The organism is Pseudomonas marvdashtae, assembly GCF_014268655.2.
GTDB classification, from domain to species: Bacteria; Pseudomonadota; Gammaproteobacteria; order Pseudomonadales; family Pseudomonadaceae; genus Aquipseudomonas; species Aquipseudomonas marvdashtae.
On record NZ_JABWQX020000001.1, the window covers coordinates 1,697,806 to 1,712,086 of the forward strand.

Annotated in this window: 6 protein-coding genes (1 of these 6 cut by a window edge); 3 read left to right on the top strand and 3 right to left on the bottom strand. The window is 62.4% G+C overall.

Annotated features, from left to right (window positions below):
* From HU742_RS07840 to HU742_RS07850, 3 genes are all read left to right on the top strand, one after another.
* Window positions 1-1,119: the 3' portion of a non-ribosomal peptide synthase/polyketide synthase gene (locus tag HU742_RS07840; protein WP_186642169.1), read on the top strand. Its footprint begins 12,357 nt before the window's first position; only the last 1,119 of its 13,476 coding nucleotides appear in the window; the start codon falls outside the window, past its left edge; the stop codon is at window positions 1,117-1,119.
* The gene (locus HU742_RS07845; protein ID WP_186642170.1) at window positions 1,116-4,334 is read left to right on the top strand and encodes a non-ribosomal peptide synthetase; all 3,219 of its coding nucleotides are present in this window, start codon (window positions 1,116-1,118) and stop codon (window positions 4,332-4,334) included. The genes HU742_RS07840 and HU742_RS07845 overlap by 4 nt, the downstream gene beginning before the upstream one ends.
* A 347-nt stretch (window positions 4,335-4,681) precedes the next feature.
* Window positions 4,682-7,153, top strand: coding sequence for a TonB-dependent siderophore receptor (locus HU742_RS07850; RefSeq protein ID WP_186642171.1), 2,472 nt, complete (start codon window positions 4,682-4,684; stop codon window positions 7,151-7,153).
* Between the two features lie 299 nt (window positions 7,154-7,452).
* Here the strand turns inward: HU742_RS07850 and HU742_RS07855 are convergent, their stop codons facing one another.
* The 3 genes from HU742_RS07855 to pvdO form a co-directional block, all read right to left on the bottom strand.
* Window positions 7,453-11,610, bottom strand: coding sequence for a non-ribosomal peptide synthetase (locus HU742_RS07855; protein ID WP_186642172.1), 4,158 nt, complete (start codon window positions 11,608-11,610; stop codon window positions 7,453-7,455).
* A gap of 37 nt (window positions 11,611-11,647) precedes the next feature.
* On the bottom strand, window positions 11,648-13,306 hold the full coding sequence (locus HU742_RS07860; protein ID WP_186642173.1) for a cyclic peptide export ABC transporter: 1,659 nt from the start codon (window positions 13,304-13,306) through the stop codon (window positions 11,648-11,650).
* 77 nt (window positions 13,307-13,383) lie between these two features.
* Complete coding sequence (gene pvdO, locus HU742_RS07865; RefSeq protein WP_186642174.1) at window positions 13,384-14,259, bottom strand: dihydropyoverdine dehydrogenase; 876 nt, start codon at window positions 14,257-14,259, stop codon at window positions 13,384-13,386.
* Between the last annotated feature and the right edge of the window lie 22 nt (window positions 14,260-14,281).

Below are 14,281 nucleotides of genomic sequence, written 5' to 3' on the forward strand. Positions count from 1 at the left end.
GCCGCCACGCCTGCCAACGTCCCGGGGCCCAAGGCCGACAAACTGGGCAAGTTTCTCAAGCGCGCGGCGACTCCGGCTGCCCGGCCTCGACCGGCGTTGGTGCGCGAATCGCTGGTGGCCGCGCCACAGCGCTTCCCGCTGATGATGGAGCCCGGCGAGCCACACTTGGACGTCATCGAGTGGATCCAGCAGAACCGGCCATTGATCGAGCAGAAGCTGGCCGAACACGCCGGCATCCTGTTCCGCGGTTTCGCGCTGGACGGCATCCAGGGCTTTGAAGCCTTCGCCGAAGCGATACAACCGGGACTGTACGGCCAGTATGGCGATCTTCCCAAGAAGGAGGGAGGCAAGAACACCTACCGTTCCACGCCGTACCCGGAACGCAAGATGATCCTGTTCCACAACGAGAGCTCCCACCAGGACCGCTGGCCGCGCAAGCAGATGTTCTATTGCGAGCAAGCCGCGCCCGTAGGCGGTGCGACGCCAGTGGTGGACTGCCGCTTGATGTACGAAAAGCTTCCAGCAGACCTTCGCGAAAAATTTGAGGACAAGGGGCTGCTGTACGTGCGTACCTTCACCGACAAGCTCGACGTGTCGTGGCAGCACTTCTTCAAGACCGAGGATCGTTCTGAAGTGGAGGCGCGCTGCCGGGCCGGTGGCATTCAATGGCGCTGGCTCGATAACGATGAGCTGCAAACCCGCACGCCGGGGCCGGCAATCATCACGCACCCGATCACCGGGGAGAAATCGTTCTTCAACCAGGTGCAGCTGCACCACATCTATTGGCTGGAGCCGGACGTGCGCCAGGACCTGTTGTCGATGTACGGCCTGGAGCGCATGCCTCGTCACGTGTATTACGGCGACGGCACACCGATTGAAGACGAGGTGATGGCGCGTATCGGCGAGTTGTACGAAGCCTGCGCGGTGCGTTTCGACTGGCAGAAGGGCGATGTGATCCTGCTGGACAACATGCTCGTGGCCCACGCCCGCGACCCGTTCGAGGGGCCGCGCAAGATCGTCGTCGCCATGGGCGACATGTATGACCATGCCAGCCTGCAACGACCTGCCTTTGGGCAAACCCCCCGGGGCGCATTCAATACCGAGGAAACCGGAGCATGAACGAGGTGATGATGGACGCGCAGGATCCGGGTTTCGCCCTGACGCCCGAGCAACAACGGGAAGTTGAATGGCTGACGGGCACGGTGACCTGCGGCGAGGCCTTGCGCTGGTTCAATGTGGTCATTGACGGTGATCTCGATTCGCAGCGATTGCAGGTCGCTTTCGATACGGTGGTGGCGCAGCAACCCATGGTGCTGGCGCGCCTGGCCAAGGTCGGCGGTTTCCACGGACTGCGTCAAGCCGCCGCCGATGCCGGGCGCTTTCCGCTGACGGTACAGGCCAGCGAGCAGCGGGCCGATGAAGTCCGGGCGCAGATTGACGAAACCCTCGGTCGCGCTTTTGTGCTGGGCGAATCGGCAAGTGTCCAGGCCGTACTGTATCGCCTGGCGCCACGGCAATGGCAATTGCTGCTGGGCATCGCTCGTTACAGTGCCGATGCCCGATCGATGAGCCTGTTGCTGGAACAGGTACGGCAAGCGTATGCGGGCCAGGCGTCAGAAGACGAAGCACCGGGCGAGTTCGCCCAGTATCTGGAATGGCGCAGCGAAGTGGTGCTCGATGAAGACGCCGCCACTGCGCGGACTTATTGGCAGCAACACCTGCAAGGCTTGCAGGCGGATATCGCCACACCGTGGCTGGCCGCACGCAGCACCGTCAGCGGGACAGCTAATGCGCAGGTATCGCTGAGCTTGGAACCGGCCCGGCGCGACGCCTTGCAACGCTTGGCCGACCAACTCGGCCAACCGCTGGCGACGTTGCTGCAAGGCGCCTGGTGGGTATTGCTGGGGCGCCTGAGCGGCCTCGAACAGGCGCTGGTCGGCGTGCGCCACGACAGCCGAGGCGACTACGAGTACTTCGCCAATGCCATTGGCGTGTTCGAAAAAAACCTGCCGCTTTGCGTTCCGCTGCCGGCCACCGCGCCGTTCAGCGAGTGGCTGGTGGAGCTGGCGGCACGCCTCGAAGCACATCGCACCTGGCAGGAATACTGGGCGCCGGAGCTGGCGCCAGACGCGGCGTATCCGGCCTATGGCTTTACGGTAGGCCGGGCGCCGATTACCAACAGCAGCGCCGGTTTGGCCTGGGCGGCTGAGTCTTTATCCGCGCGGGCCGACGGATTCGAGGTGCTGCTGCACGTTCAATTGGACGACGCCCAGCGGCTTGATTCGGTGAACCTGCATTACGCCGCCTCGCGTTATTCGTCGGCGGCGGCCACCACCGTGCTGGAACAATTCGACGTGCTGTTGGCTTCGATCCTCGCGGCTGCGCAAACACCGCTGGCGCAGCTCAACTTGCTCGGGCCTGAAGAGGAACAGCGCTTACGGGCAATCAACCCGACGATGCAGGCGCTGGTCGATCAGCGCTACCTGCCGCAGCGTATCGCGGATCTGGCGCTTGAGACGCCGGAAGCGATTGCCCTGACCGACGCCCATCAATCCCTCAGCTACGGGCAGTTGAATAGCCAAGTCGAGCGCATCGCCCAAGGCCTGGTGAACCAAGGCTTGGGCGAGGGTTCGATTGTCGCGCTGGCCTTGCCGCGCTCGGTGGACCTGGTGATTGCGATGCTGGCGAGCTGGCGCATCGGGGCGGCGTATCTGCCACTGGATATTCAGTGGCCCCAGGCCCGTCAGGCGTTGATGCTGGAGCAGGCCGGCGCCGCTGTGGTGCTGACTGATGCGCTGCATGTGTCTGGCTGGCAGGAGCAGCCATACACCGCGCTGACGGTGGCCGGGCTCGACTTGTCGAGCGCGCCGTTGTCGGCGCTCATGACCAAGGGCAATGACATCGCCTACGTGCTGTTTACCTCCGGCTCCACCGGCGTGCCCAAAGGCGTAGTGATCGAACATCGGCAACTGCTCAACTACACCGCCCAGGCCAGCCAGGCGTTGGGGCTTGGGCAGTGCAGCAACGTCGCGTTCAGTTCCACCGTGGCGGCGGATCTGGGCAACACGGCGCTGTTCGGTGCGTTGTTCAACGGCGCGACCCTGCATGTCGCCACTGATGAGCAGATGCAGGACGGCGAGTTGTTTGGCAGATTCATGCAACAGCAACAGATCGACTGCCTGAAAATCGTCCCGTCGCACCTCGCGGCGCTGCTCGACAGTGAGCACGCCACACTGCCACGCACGCTGGTGCTCGGCGGCGAGCCGATTGCGCCGACGTTGGTCGAGCGGATCAAACGCTTGCGCAGCGATTGCCGGGTGTTCAACCACTATGGTCCGACCGAAGCCACGGTCGGGGTGATGATTCATCCGTTGTCACTGGACGGCGCTGCCGATGATTGTTCGGCGCTGACCCACGTGCTGGGCAACAATCAGGTTTACATCCTCGACGCTGATCGGCGCCTGGCGCCGGTGGGCATGTTGGGCGAGTTGTACCTGGGCGGCGCGCAATTGTGCCGGGGCTACCTGAATGCCGAGGCGCACGGGCAAGCGTTTATCCAGAGCCCGTTCGACCCGGCGCAACGCCTTTACCGAACGGGCGATCTGGCGCGTTATCGCGCCGACGGCGCTGTCCAGTTGCACGGTCGCCGTGATCAGCAGGTGAAGGTGCGCGGGTTCCGTATCGAACTGGCGGAGATCGAGGCCGAACTGTTGCGAGTGCCACAAGTGGCCGAAGCGCTGGTGCTGCCGGCCGCGTCGGCCGAGCAGGGATTGTTGGCGTTCGTCGTGGCCCGGCAAGGGCTGTCTTCGGGCGTGCTGGACGCCGCGCGTGCCGAACTGATCGCCCGGCTGCCCGGCGTGATGGTGCCGCAGCATCTGCAATTGATCGAACGTTTCCCACGCCTGGCCAACGGCAAGATCGACCGCAAGGCGTTGCAGCAACTGATGATCGCGCCGAGCAACGACGAAGACCTCGCGCCACGTGATGCGCTGGAGCAATTGCTCTCCGCGCGCATGGCGCAGCTGCTGGGGCTTGAACGGCTGGGCATCGACCGCGACTTCTTCGCCGCCGGCGGGCATTCGTTGCTGGTGATCAAGTTGGTGGCCGGCATTCGCAAGTTGTTGCAGTGCGACATTCATCCGGGACTGGTCTTCGATCATCCGACCGTGGCGTCGCTCGCCATGGCGTTGCGGGCGGAGGAGAGCGCTCCGGGGCAGCTGGAAAAAATCGCCCAGGTGCGCCTGCGCATAGACGCGATGAGCCCCGAGGAAAAGGCCCGCCTGACCGAACAGGCTCGGCAACTGCAAGCCGCCAAGGTTGCGCAGGGTAGCTGACATCCCAGCCAACATCTCACTCAACAACAGGCCGACGCCCGTGAGCGTCGGCTTTTTTTTAAGTTTATGCGCGAATGATAAATAAACTCATTCCGGTTTTTCCCAAGTGCTGCGTCTTACTAAGGTATGCGGGCAAATCGGCTCGGGCAGGGCAGCCCAGGCGCCGGTTGTGTCCAGGAAAAAATTTAGCCGTCGTCCAGCCGGACGACCGTGCCCGGGGAGGGGCCGGTCGGCCACGCACCGATGCATTGCCCCAGGCAATCGACGGTGCGGGTTCACCCGTGCTGGCGAGCGGCAGGCCCTTTGGCCCCATGGACTTTTCACCTTTACCAATAATAGAGAGCGCGATGTCGGCAATTCATGAGTTGAAACCGTTGTTCAAGGCACTTGTCATGTCCCGCGGCCTGCGTTCGCGCCGGATGTTGACGGGGCTGGGTCTGGTCTGCGTTCTGCCATTTAGCGCCCAGGTGATGGCTGAAGACGTCAGCCTCGACATCCCGGCACAACCGCTGCCGCAGGCGCTGCAAGCGTTCGGCAAGCAGACCAACCAACAAATGATCTACAACGCCGACGAACTGGCCGGCCTGAAGAGCAACCGCGTCAGCGGCAGGATGAGCCCGCAGGCGGCCATCGCCGAATTGCTCAAGGGCACCGGCGTGCGCCACAGTTTCGAGGGCAACACGTTGATGCTGACAAAGGGTTCCGCCGCCGGAACCCTGGAACTGGGCGCGACCACGGTAAAAGCCGCGGAACTGGAGGCGACGACCGAAGGCAGCCAGTCCTATACCAGCAACGCCGTGACCATCGGCAAGGGCACCCACACCCTCAAGGAAATTCCCCAGTCGATCACCGTGATGACGCGCAAGCAGATGGATGACCAGAACCTGGTCAACCTCAAGGACGCCGTCAACCAGACCACCGGCATCGTCGGCCTGCAGGGCGTTGGCCAGGGCATGATCCTGTCGTCGCGCGGTTTCCAGATCGATGACTGGCAGTACGACGGCGTGCCGATCCCGCGCAACACCTACTCGCTGGGCAACTGGGCGACCCAGGACTTGATCTTCTTCGACCGCCTGGAAATCCTCCGTGGCGCCTCCGGCCTGCTGCAAGGCACCGGCAGCCCAGGTGGTGCCGTCAATTTGGTGCGCAAGCGCGGCCAGAGCACCCCGACCGTGACCCTGACCGGCAAGGCCGGCTCGTGGGATCACTACGGCCTGCAACTGGACGCTGGTGGCCCGCTGAACGAGGCCGGCAACATTCGCGGGCGCTTCGTCGCCGACGAAGACCAGAGCAATTCATTCGTCGACCACGCGTGGAGCAAGACCCATTCGCTGTACGGCGCGCTGGACATCGACCTGAGCGAAGACACCACCCTGGGTTTCGCGGTCAGCCAATCCAACGGTGAATCGCGCGGCAACATCCGCGGCCTGCCACGCTACGCCGACGGCTCGATGCCGGACGTGTCGCGCTCGACCTACACCGGCGCGCGCTGGAACCGATCGGAAATCGACGTCACCACCTACTACGCCGATTTGGAGCATCGCTTCAATGAGGATTGGGCCTTCAAGGTGGGGGGCGTGTATATGAGCGAAGACAACCAGGCGAAGAATCAGCGGACGCAAAATGCCCTTGTCGGTCTCAATCCCGATGGCACCGGTGTGCAATATGCCGACTTCTTGACTGATTTCCAGTCCACCAAAGTGGGGCTGGACATGAATCTGGTCGGCAAATTCGAAGCCCTGTCGATGGAGCAGGAAGTCATGCTCGGCGGTAACTTCTCCCAGTTGGAAACGGATGACAAATACGCCCGGACTTTCAACGCCAGCAGCGACACGATCTTCGATCTGGACAACGACCGCCCGGACATCAGCTATGACAGCTTGATCAACAGCCCGACTGGCCGGGGCGTCCTCAGCAAGTATGACATCCGTCAAAAAGGCCTGTACGGCACCTGGCGCGTCAAGCCGGTGGACGATCTGACGCTGATCCTGGGCTCGCGGGTCAGTTGGTATGACTTCAGCTACAAATCGAAAATCCAAAACTCAGCCGGTATCACACGCGTCGACCCAAGCACCGCAACCGAAACCGGGGTGGTCACGCCCTATGCCGGCATCGTCTATGACCTGAGCCGCGAATGGGCGGTGTACGCCAGCTATACGGATGTATTTCAGCCCCAGACCAACCTAGATCCTAGCGGTTCGGTGCTCAAGCCCATCGTTGGTACCAACTATGAGGTCGGCCTCAAGGGTGAGTTGATGGATGGTCGGGTCAACACTTCGTTGGCTGTCTTCCGCTACGATCATGAAAACCGTGCCGTCAGAATTCCAGGCTGTACTGACTTGAACTGCTCCAGTGCCTCTGGGACCGTGCGCAGCCAGGGTATCGAGGCTGAAATCAGCGGTGAAGTGGTAGACAACTTGCAGTTGTTCGCCGGCTACACCTACAACACCACCCAGTACCTGAAAGACACCGCCAGTAACGAAGGCAAAGTCTTCAGCACCTGGACGCCAAAACACATGCTGCGCGTGTGGGGCAACTACCAGTTCACCGGCGACTGGAGCCGTGTCAGCACCGGCTTGGGCTTCACCACCCAAAGTCACACACTGGTTTACGACTATGATCGTGAAATCCCAGGTTACACCGTATGGAATGCCCGTGTCGGCTACAAGTTGACGTCGGAAATCGATTTGGCAGTCAATGCCAACAACCTGTTCGACAAGACCTACATCACGCCGGCTTACAACCAGCTCAACGGCAACAATAACTTTGGTGATCCGCGTAACTTGATGTTCACCGTGAAGTACACGCCGCAGTTCTGATCATCGCGAGCACAAAAAAACCGACCCGCCATGTGCGGGTCGGTTTTTTTATTGGGTTCACCACCAAATATCCGAGCGTACACAAAACCCGTGGCGAGGGAGCTTGCTCCCGCTGGGCCGCGCAGCGGCCCTGAAACCTGGCAACTCGGTGTGCCGATCGTTCCCACGCTCTGCGTGGGAATACCGCCAGGGACGCTCCGCGTTCCGCTTCTGGGGGGTGACGCAGAGCGTCACGGGATGCGTTCCCACGCAGAGCGTGGGTACGATCAGGCCGTGGCCACAGTATCGGTGCGTGGGTGCTATGGCTGTTGTGCCGTGCCGGCCAAAAACACCTCGACCAACGAATCCAGCAACCCCTCATCAAAGATCATGCCCCGATGGCGCAACGGCGAATGCACCGAGCACTGTAACTCGCCAGTCAAGCTATGTTCCCTGACCAACGCCTCGCAAAACGCCAGTTCCTCCGGCGTCTTCTCCGCCTGGGTCCACCAGCAGCTCGGCCTTACCCGTACCGGCTTGAAAGTGAACCCCTCAAAGGCCTCCAGCAACCGATCATGCACCGAGAACGCCTGGGCGTTCATGACCTCTTCCTTGACGTTCTGCACGATCGACAGCAAGTCGCCTCGCTCAGGCTCGATCTGGCCGGCGGCCCACTCATGGAAGGCCTTGACCGAGCTGTCAGGGTGTTCCCGTCGATAGGTCGCGGTACGTTCCGTAAGGGCAGGAAACAGCAGGTCGAAATACTCAATGGCCTCATGCAGATCCTGCGAAGCCGGGTCGGTTTTTTCCTGCGCAAGCAATTCCCTATGACGTTGCAACGTCACGGGATACAGCTGTTCCGGAATCGTGCTGTCCACCAGCCCCAGGAAACCCACCGTGTGACCCTGGCTTTCCAGCGTCGCCGCGATGTCCAGCGCAATCGCTCCACCCAAGGACCAGCCCATCAAGTAATACGGGCCCTGTGGTTGGGTCGCGAGGATTTCCCGGCTGTAGTCGGCGATCATTTCGTGCCAGGCCTCGGGGCCTGCATGGGGTTCGCTGAAGCCGCGGTGCATGACGCCGAAGGTGCGCGCGCGGTTTTGCAGTTTGCGCGCCAATGGCTGGTAGCAGAACACGATGCCCCCGCTGGGGTGCAGGCAAAACAGCTGCGGAGCGCTGGCGGGGGCGTTGTTCAAGGCGACCAGGCATTGTGTCTGTTCGCGGTGTTTGTGCGAGATGAACAGCGCCAGTTCGGCGACGGTCGGGTTGGCCAGCAGTTCTTGCAGGCGCACCGTGATATTGAGCTGTGCCTTGAGGTTGGCGATCAGTTCGATTGCCAGGATCGAATGCCCGCCAAGCTCAAAGAAACTGTCGTCGATGCCTACGCGCTCGACCTTGAGGGATTGTTGCCAGAGCTGCGCCAGGGCTTCTTCCAACTGAGTGCGCGGCGCCAGGTAATGCGAACGCCAAAGATGGGCATCAGGTTCCGGCAGGGCCTTGCGGTCGAGCTTGCCATTGGCGTTGAGCGGCAAGCGGTCGATGAACAGCAAGTGGCTGGGCACCATGTAGTCTGGCAACTGCGCCTTGAGCGCGACTAACAGTTCATCGCGCAGCTCGGCGGTGGACGGTTGCGCTGCGATCACGTAGGCGATCAGTTGCAAGCCGCCCGGGCCTTCATGGGTCAGCACCACGCAATCCTGAACCGCTGGCAAGGTTTGCAGGCGCGCCTGGATTTCCCCCAGTTCGATGCGGAAGCCGCGGATCTTGACTTGATGGTCCAGGCGCCCGATGTATTCGATGCTGCCGTCGCTGCGGTAGCGCGCCAGGTCTCCGGTGCGATACAGGCGGCCACCCGGCAGCGGGTCGAACGGATCGGGGATGAAGCGGCTGGCGGTGAGGTCGGCGCGCTGATGATAACCACGGGCCAGGCCGGCTCGGCCGACATACAACTCGCCGGTGCAGCCCTTGGCGACCGGGTTCAGATGCGCATCGAGCAAATACCAGGACAGGTCGATGATGGGCTCGCCGATGGGACTGGCGGCCTCGCAGTGCAAATCGTTCATCGTCAGCGGACGCCAGGTGACATGCACCGTCGTTTCGGTGATGCCATACATATTGATCAACCGTGGCGCCTGGTCGCCGAAACGTTCGAACCAGGGGCGCAGGCTCTGCACATCGATTGCTTCGCCGCCGAAGATCACCTGCCGCAGCCGGTGGACGAGAGGCTGCCGAGGCGCGCAGGCGACCTGCAACAGCGACCTGAAGGCCGAGGGCGTCTGGTTGAGCACCGTGACGTTTTCCTGGCAGAGCAGGGCATAAAAATCTTCCGGCGAACGGCTCACGGCGTGGGGCACGATGACCAGCCGCCCGCCGTGCAGCAGGGCGCCGAAAATCTCCCACACGGAAAAGTCGAAGGCGTAGGAATGAAACAGGCACCACACGTCCCGGTGATCGAAATTGAACCAGTGCTCGGTGGCCTGGAACAGTCGGCTGACGTTGTGGTGCGCGAGCAACGCGCCCTTGGGCTTGCCGGTCGAGCCCGAGGTGTAGATGACGTACGCGAGGTTATCCGGATCCATCGGCACATCCGGATTGTGCTCCGGGTAGGCATTGTCGGTATCGAGCGGATCCAGCAGCAGGCACGTCACGCCAGCGGGCAGCGCCAGTGAGTCGCGCAAGTGAGCCAGGGTCAGGACCAGCGTGACGCCGCTGTCCTGGATCATGTAGGCCAGGCGGTCGGCCGGATACGCCGGGTCCAGCGGCACGTACGCGCCACCGGCCTTGAGAATCGCCAGCAGGCCAATGATCATCTGCGGTGTTCGCTCGACGGCAATGCCGACCAGTACGTCTGGCCCGACGCCTTGTTCGATCAGCCGATGGGCCAATCGGTTGGCCTGTCGGTTGAGTTCGGCGTAGCTGATGTGCTGCTCTTCAAAGGTCAGCGCGATGGCGTCGCCTATGCTGGCGGCATGGGTTTCGATCAACCGGTGCAGGCACAGTTCGCTGCGCAGTTGGCTCGGCTGGCGGTTCCAGTCGGCCAGGGTTTTTCGGTGTTCATCGGCGCTCAACAATTGCAGTTCGCCAAGGGCGCATCCGGGCGTCTCGATCAGGCCTCGCAACAGGTTCTGCCAGTGCTCGGCCATGCGCTCGATGGTTTCTGCGCGGTACAGGTCTCGGCTGTATTCGAACGTTGCCAGCACCTGTTGCTGGGAATAATCGACGTCCAGCGACAGGTCGAACTTGGCCTGGTTGTCACCGGTATTCAAAAACTCCAGCGCCAGTTGACCCAAGCCTGGCGCCGACGGTGAGGACGATTCCGTGCGCCAGTTGAACAAGACCTGGAACAGCGTACCGGCGCCCTGTGCACCGGGACGTTGCAGCTGATCCAGGATCAGCTCCAGCGGATAGTCGGCATGTTCCAGCGCGGCGAGCGACTGGGCGCGCAGGTCCCTGAGGAAATCCCGCGCGCCGCGGGTCGAGTCGATCCGCGCCCGATACACCTGGCTGCTGACGAAAAAACCCACCAGCTCCTGGCTCTCGTGGCTGTTGCGGTTGGCGTTGGGGACGCCGACGGTGAAATCGTTCTGGTTGCTGTACCGAGCCAATAACAACTGCCAGGCCGCCAGCGCCACGACAAAAGGCGTAAGCCCCTCTCGCTGACAGAACGTGTCCAAGGCCTGGACCATTGCCGGGGTGAGAGACGCCTGTACGCGTCCGGCCATGTGTTGCTGATTCGCGGTGCGCGCAACGTCATGAGGCAGTTCCAATGCCGGCAAGTCATGGCCGAGGTAGTCGCTCCAATAGGCGCCACTGCGATGGCAGGCTGGGCTGCGCACATAGTCGCCGCGCTGCCAGGTCGCGTAGTCGGCATATTGCAGGGGCAACGACGGCAGCGGTGACGGATCGCCCCGCAAGGCCTGGGCATAGGCCTGGGTCATGTCCTGCATCAGGATCGTGTTGGACCAGGCATCGGAAACGATGTGGTGCATGTTGAGCAACAACACATGCTCATCACTGCCCAGCCTGAGCAACGTTGCCCGCATCAGTGGCGCCTGGGTCAGATCGAACGGTTGCCGGGCGTGCTGTTCGATGCGCTGTGAAAGCGCCTGGTCCCGTGCCGGCTGATCGAGCGCGGCGAGGTCCTCCCGGTGCAGGGGCAGGCGGGCGTTACGCTCGATTAGCTGGGTGGCGGCACCGTCGATTTCAGTGAATGCGGTGCGCAGGATGTCGTGCCGGTCGATGACGCGATTCAATGCCTGTTCCAGGGCGTCGGCATTCATTTCGCCGGTCAGGCGCAGGGCACGTGGCAGGTTGTAGGCAGATCGGTTCGGATCCCGCTGTTGCTCCAGCCACAAGCGTTGCTGGGCGAAAGACAAGGGCGCGCGGTCCAGCCTGCGGCGGTTGGACCGGGCGTGCATGTCGTCAGCGGCCTCGTCGAGCAGCAGTGCCAGCAGATCATCGTCTAGCAGTTCGTTCATGGTGTTCTCGCGGTCAACAAACATTGCGTCGGCAGGTTCAGGCGAAGGCTGCCGGGGTCTTTTCACTGATGACCTGGCCGGCCTGCATCCGGACCAGTTGGTCGGCGATGTCGAAGTAACGGTCATCGTGGGAAATGACGATGATGGTTTTGCCCAGGGCCTTCAGCTCCGGCAGCAGCTCGGTGTAGAAAACCCGCCGGAACACCGGGTCCTGGTCGGCGGCCCATTCGTCGAAGACCAATACCGGGCGCTCTTCCAGCCAGGCGTTGAGCAGGGCCAGGCGCTTGCGCTGTCCGGTGGAAAGATCGGTGGTGCTGAACACACCGTCGTGAATGCTGACCTTATGGGCGATCTCCAGGCGCTGCAGGTAGCGGTTGGCGTCTTCAGGCACCTGTTGATCGCCTTGCACCAGTTCATCGAACAGGTAGTAGTCGGCGAAAATCGTCGTGAACAATTGGCGGTAATCGTCGCGGCCGGCAGCCAGTACCGGCTTGCCGTCCAGGAGAATCTCGCCGCCCTGGGGCGAATAAAGCCCCAGCAGCAATTTGATCAGCGTGGTCTTGCCTCCACCGTTCTCGCCGACTATGAACACAATCTCGCCCTGGGCGATGGACAAGTTGATCGGTCCGAGGGCGAAGGCCTGGCTGCCATCGACCGCTGGGAAGGCGTAATGCACGTCACGCAATTCCAGCTGCTGGAGCGCAGGCTTTGGGACGCTCTTGTCGTTGAGCAGCAGGTGCGGCTCCGGCGAAGAGAATTGCTCGGCCAGCTCGGCGATGCGCTTGAAGGCAATGTTGGCGCGGCTGACCACCGGCAGGGTCATCACCAGGTATTCCAGCGGCCCCTTCATGTACAACAACACCAGCACGAAGCCGCTGAGCACCGCTTTGTCAGTGCCCAACCACAGCGATTGCAAGGCCAGGACCAAGCCGATGACCACGAAAAACAGCATCGAGCCGAAGGTCTTGGCGATCACGAAAGTGTTGACCGAGCGGATGTTGGTGTCGCATATCTGGTCGGCGGTGGCTTCGATACGCTGGCTGAACATGCGCTGGCGGCGTGGGCGATGGATGCGCAATTCCTTGGCGCCGGCGGCGATTGCGCTGTAGTGCTTTTGCAAGGCGTCTTCGGCCTCGCGGGCCGCTTCGAACCCCCGGATGCCACGGGCCCGCGCCACGTATTGGATGACAGTGCCGATCACCAGCGCGACCAGCAACAGCGCAAACATCGGTAACGACAGGTAGGCCAGGTAGCCCAGGCAACCAAGGGTGACGGTGAAGGCGATGGCCAGTGGCGCAAAGGAAAACGCGAAGTTGCTGACCATGTTGACGTCGTGGGTCAGTATCGGGATGAGCCGATGACTGCGGAATCGCTCGATCTGCTCGATGGGCGCCAGCAGGACTTTCTGGCCGAGGGATTTGCGCAGGCTGGCGATGATGTTCTGGCCGACGTGATTGGTGCCGATGTCCGACAGAATCGACGTCAGCAGCGCCGCCACGCACAGGCCGGCGAAGGTTGCCAACACCTGGGGCGTCGGCCCGGCGTCGGCGTTCAAGGCGTCGTTGATGGTTGCCAGCAGGGCGGTGATGCTCAGTCCGCCCAGCATGCCCAAGAGGATGGAGCCTACGACAATCAGCCGGAACGGCTTGAGCAGGCTGAGCACTTCACGCAGGGCACCGCGGGAGTTCGAGATCATGGGAGTTCCCTTTTCTGGGCCGGTGATGGCAATGGTTCAAGGCACGGGCTAAGTGGCGCTAGGCGGGTAGGCACGGCTTACATATCCCGGGCGACCCGGAACCCCAGCCAATCGCCGCGTGCGTCGGCATACACCGCATTGCGGTTGCCCGAACGGGAAAACACCGGCGCTTCGCCCCAATCGTTGCCACGAATGCGCCGTATCTTGCAGTTGCCTGTCAGCGCGGCGCTGCCATCGCTTGGGGCGCCGGCGTAGTTCTCGTTGAAGCAGTCGGCGGTCCATTCGTAGACGTTGCCGTGCATGTCGTACACCCCGAAGGCGTTGGGTGCGAAGCTGCCGGCCGGGGCGGTGAAGTTGTAGCCGTCGGCCGCGCCATAGGTGTTGGCGTGCTGAGCGATGCTGTAGTCCTTGCCTTCGTCGAAGGGGAAGGGGAACGGGCCGGAGCTGCCGCCGCGTGCCGCGTATTCGCGCAGGGACTCGCTGACCAACCGGTACTGCTTGCCGGTCTTTTTCGACAACCACGCCACGTAGGCATTGGCCTCGGCGAAGTCCATGCACACCGCCGGGTGCCGGTCGGTGTACTGCTTGCGCGGGTCGCTGCCCTGGTAATCCGGGACGCCGGCCTTGCAGGCGCGACCGGGACGCTTATCGCCATCGGGCATCACGTAGCCGCTGTCTTGAAGGAAAGCGAACCACTCGCCTTCAAGCACTTGGAAGCGGCTGATCGCCAGCGGCTTGGCGAACGTCACCGGATGCATCGGCCCCTCGTCGGGCTCGCGTCCCACTTCGTCTTCCGGGGTGCCCATCTGGAAGGTCCCAGTGGGCAGCACGACCATTTCCGGGCAATCCTTGCAGTCGCGAAAGACCTGGCCCGGTTGCGCGGCCTGGGCGCCGGAGGGCAGCAGGGCGGCGAGGGCCAGTGTCGGGAGTAGCTTCAACGAAAAACTGTTCATCCGTCTCTCTCGATAAGTCAGG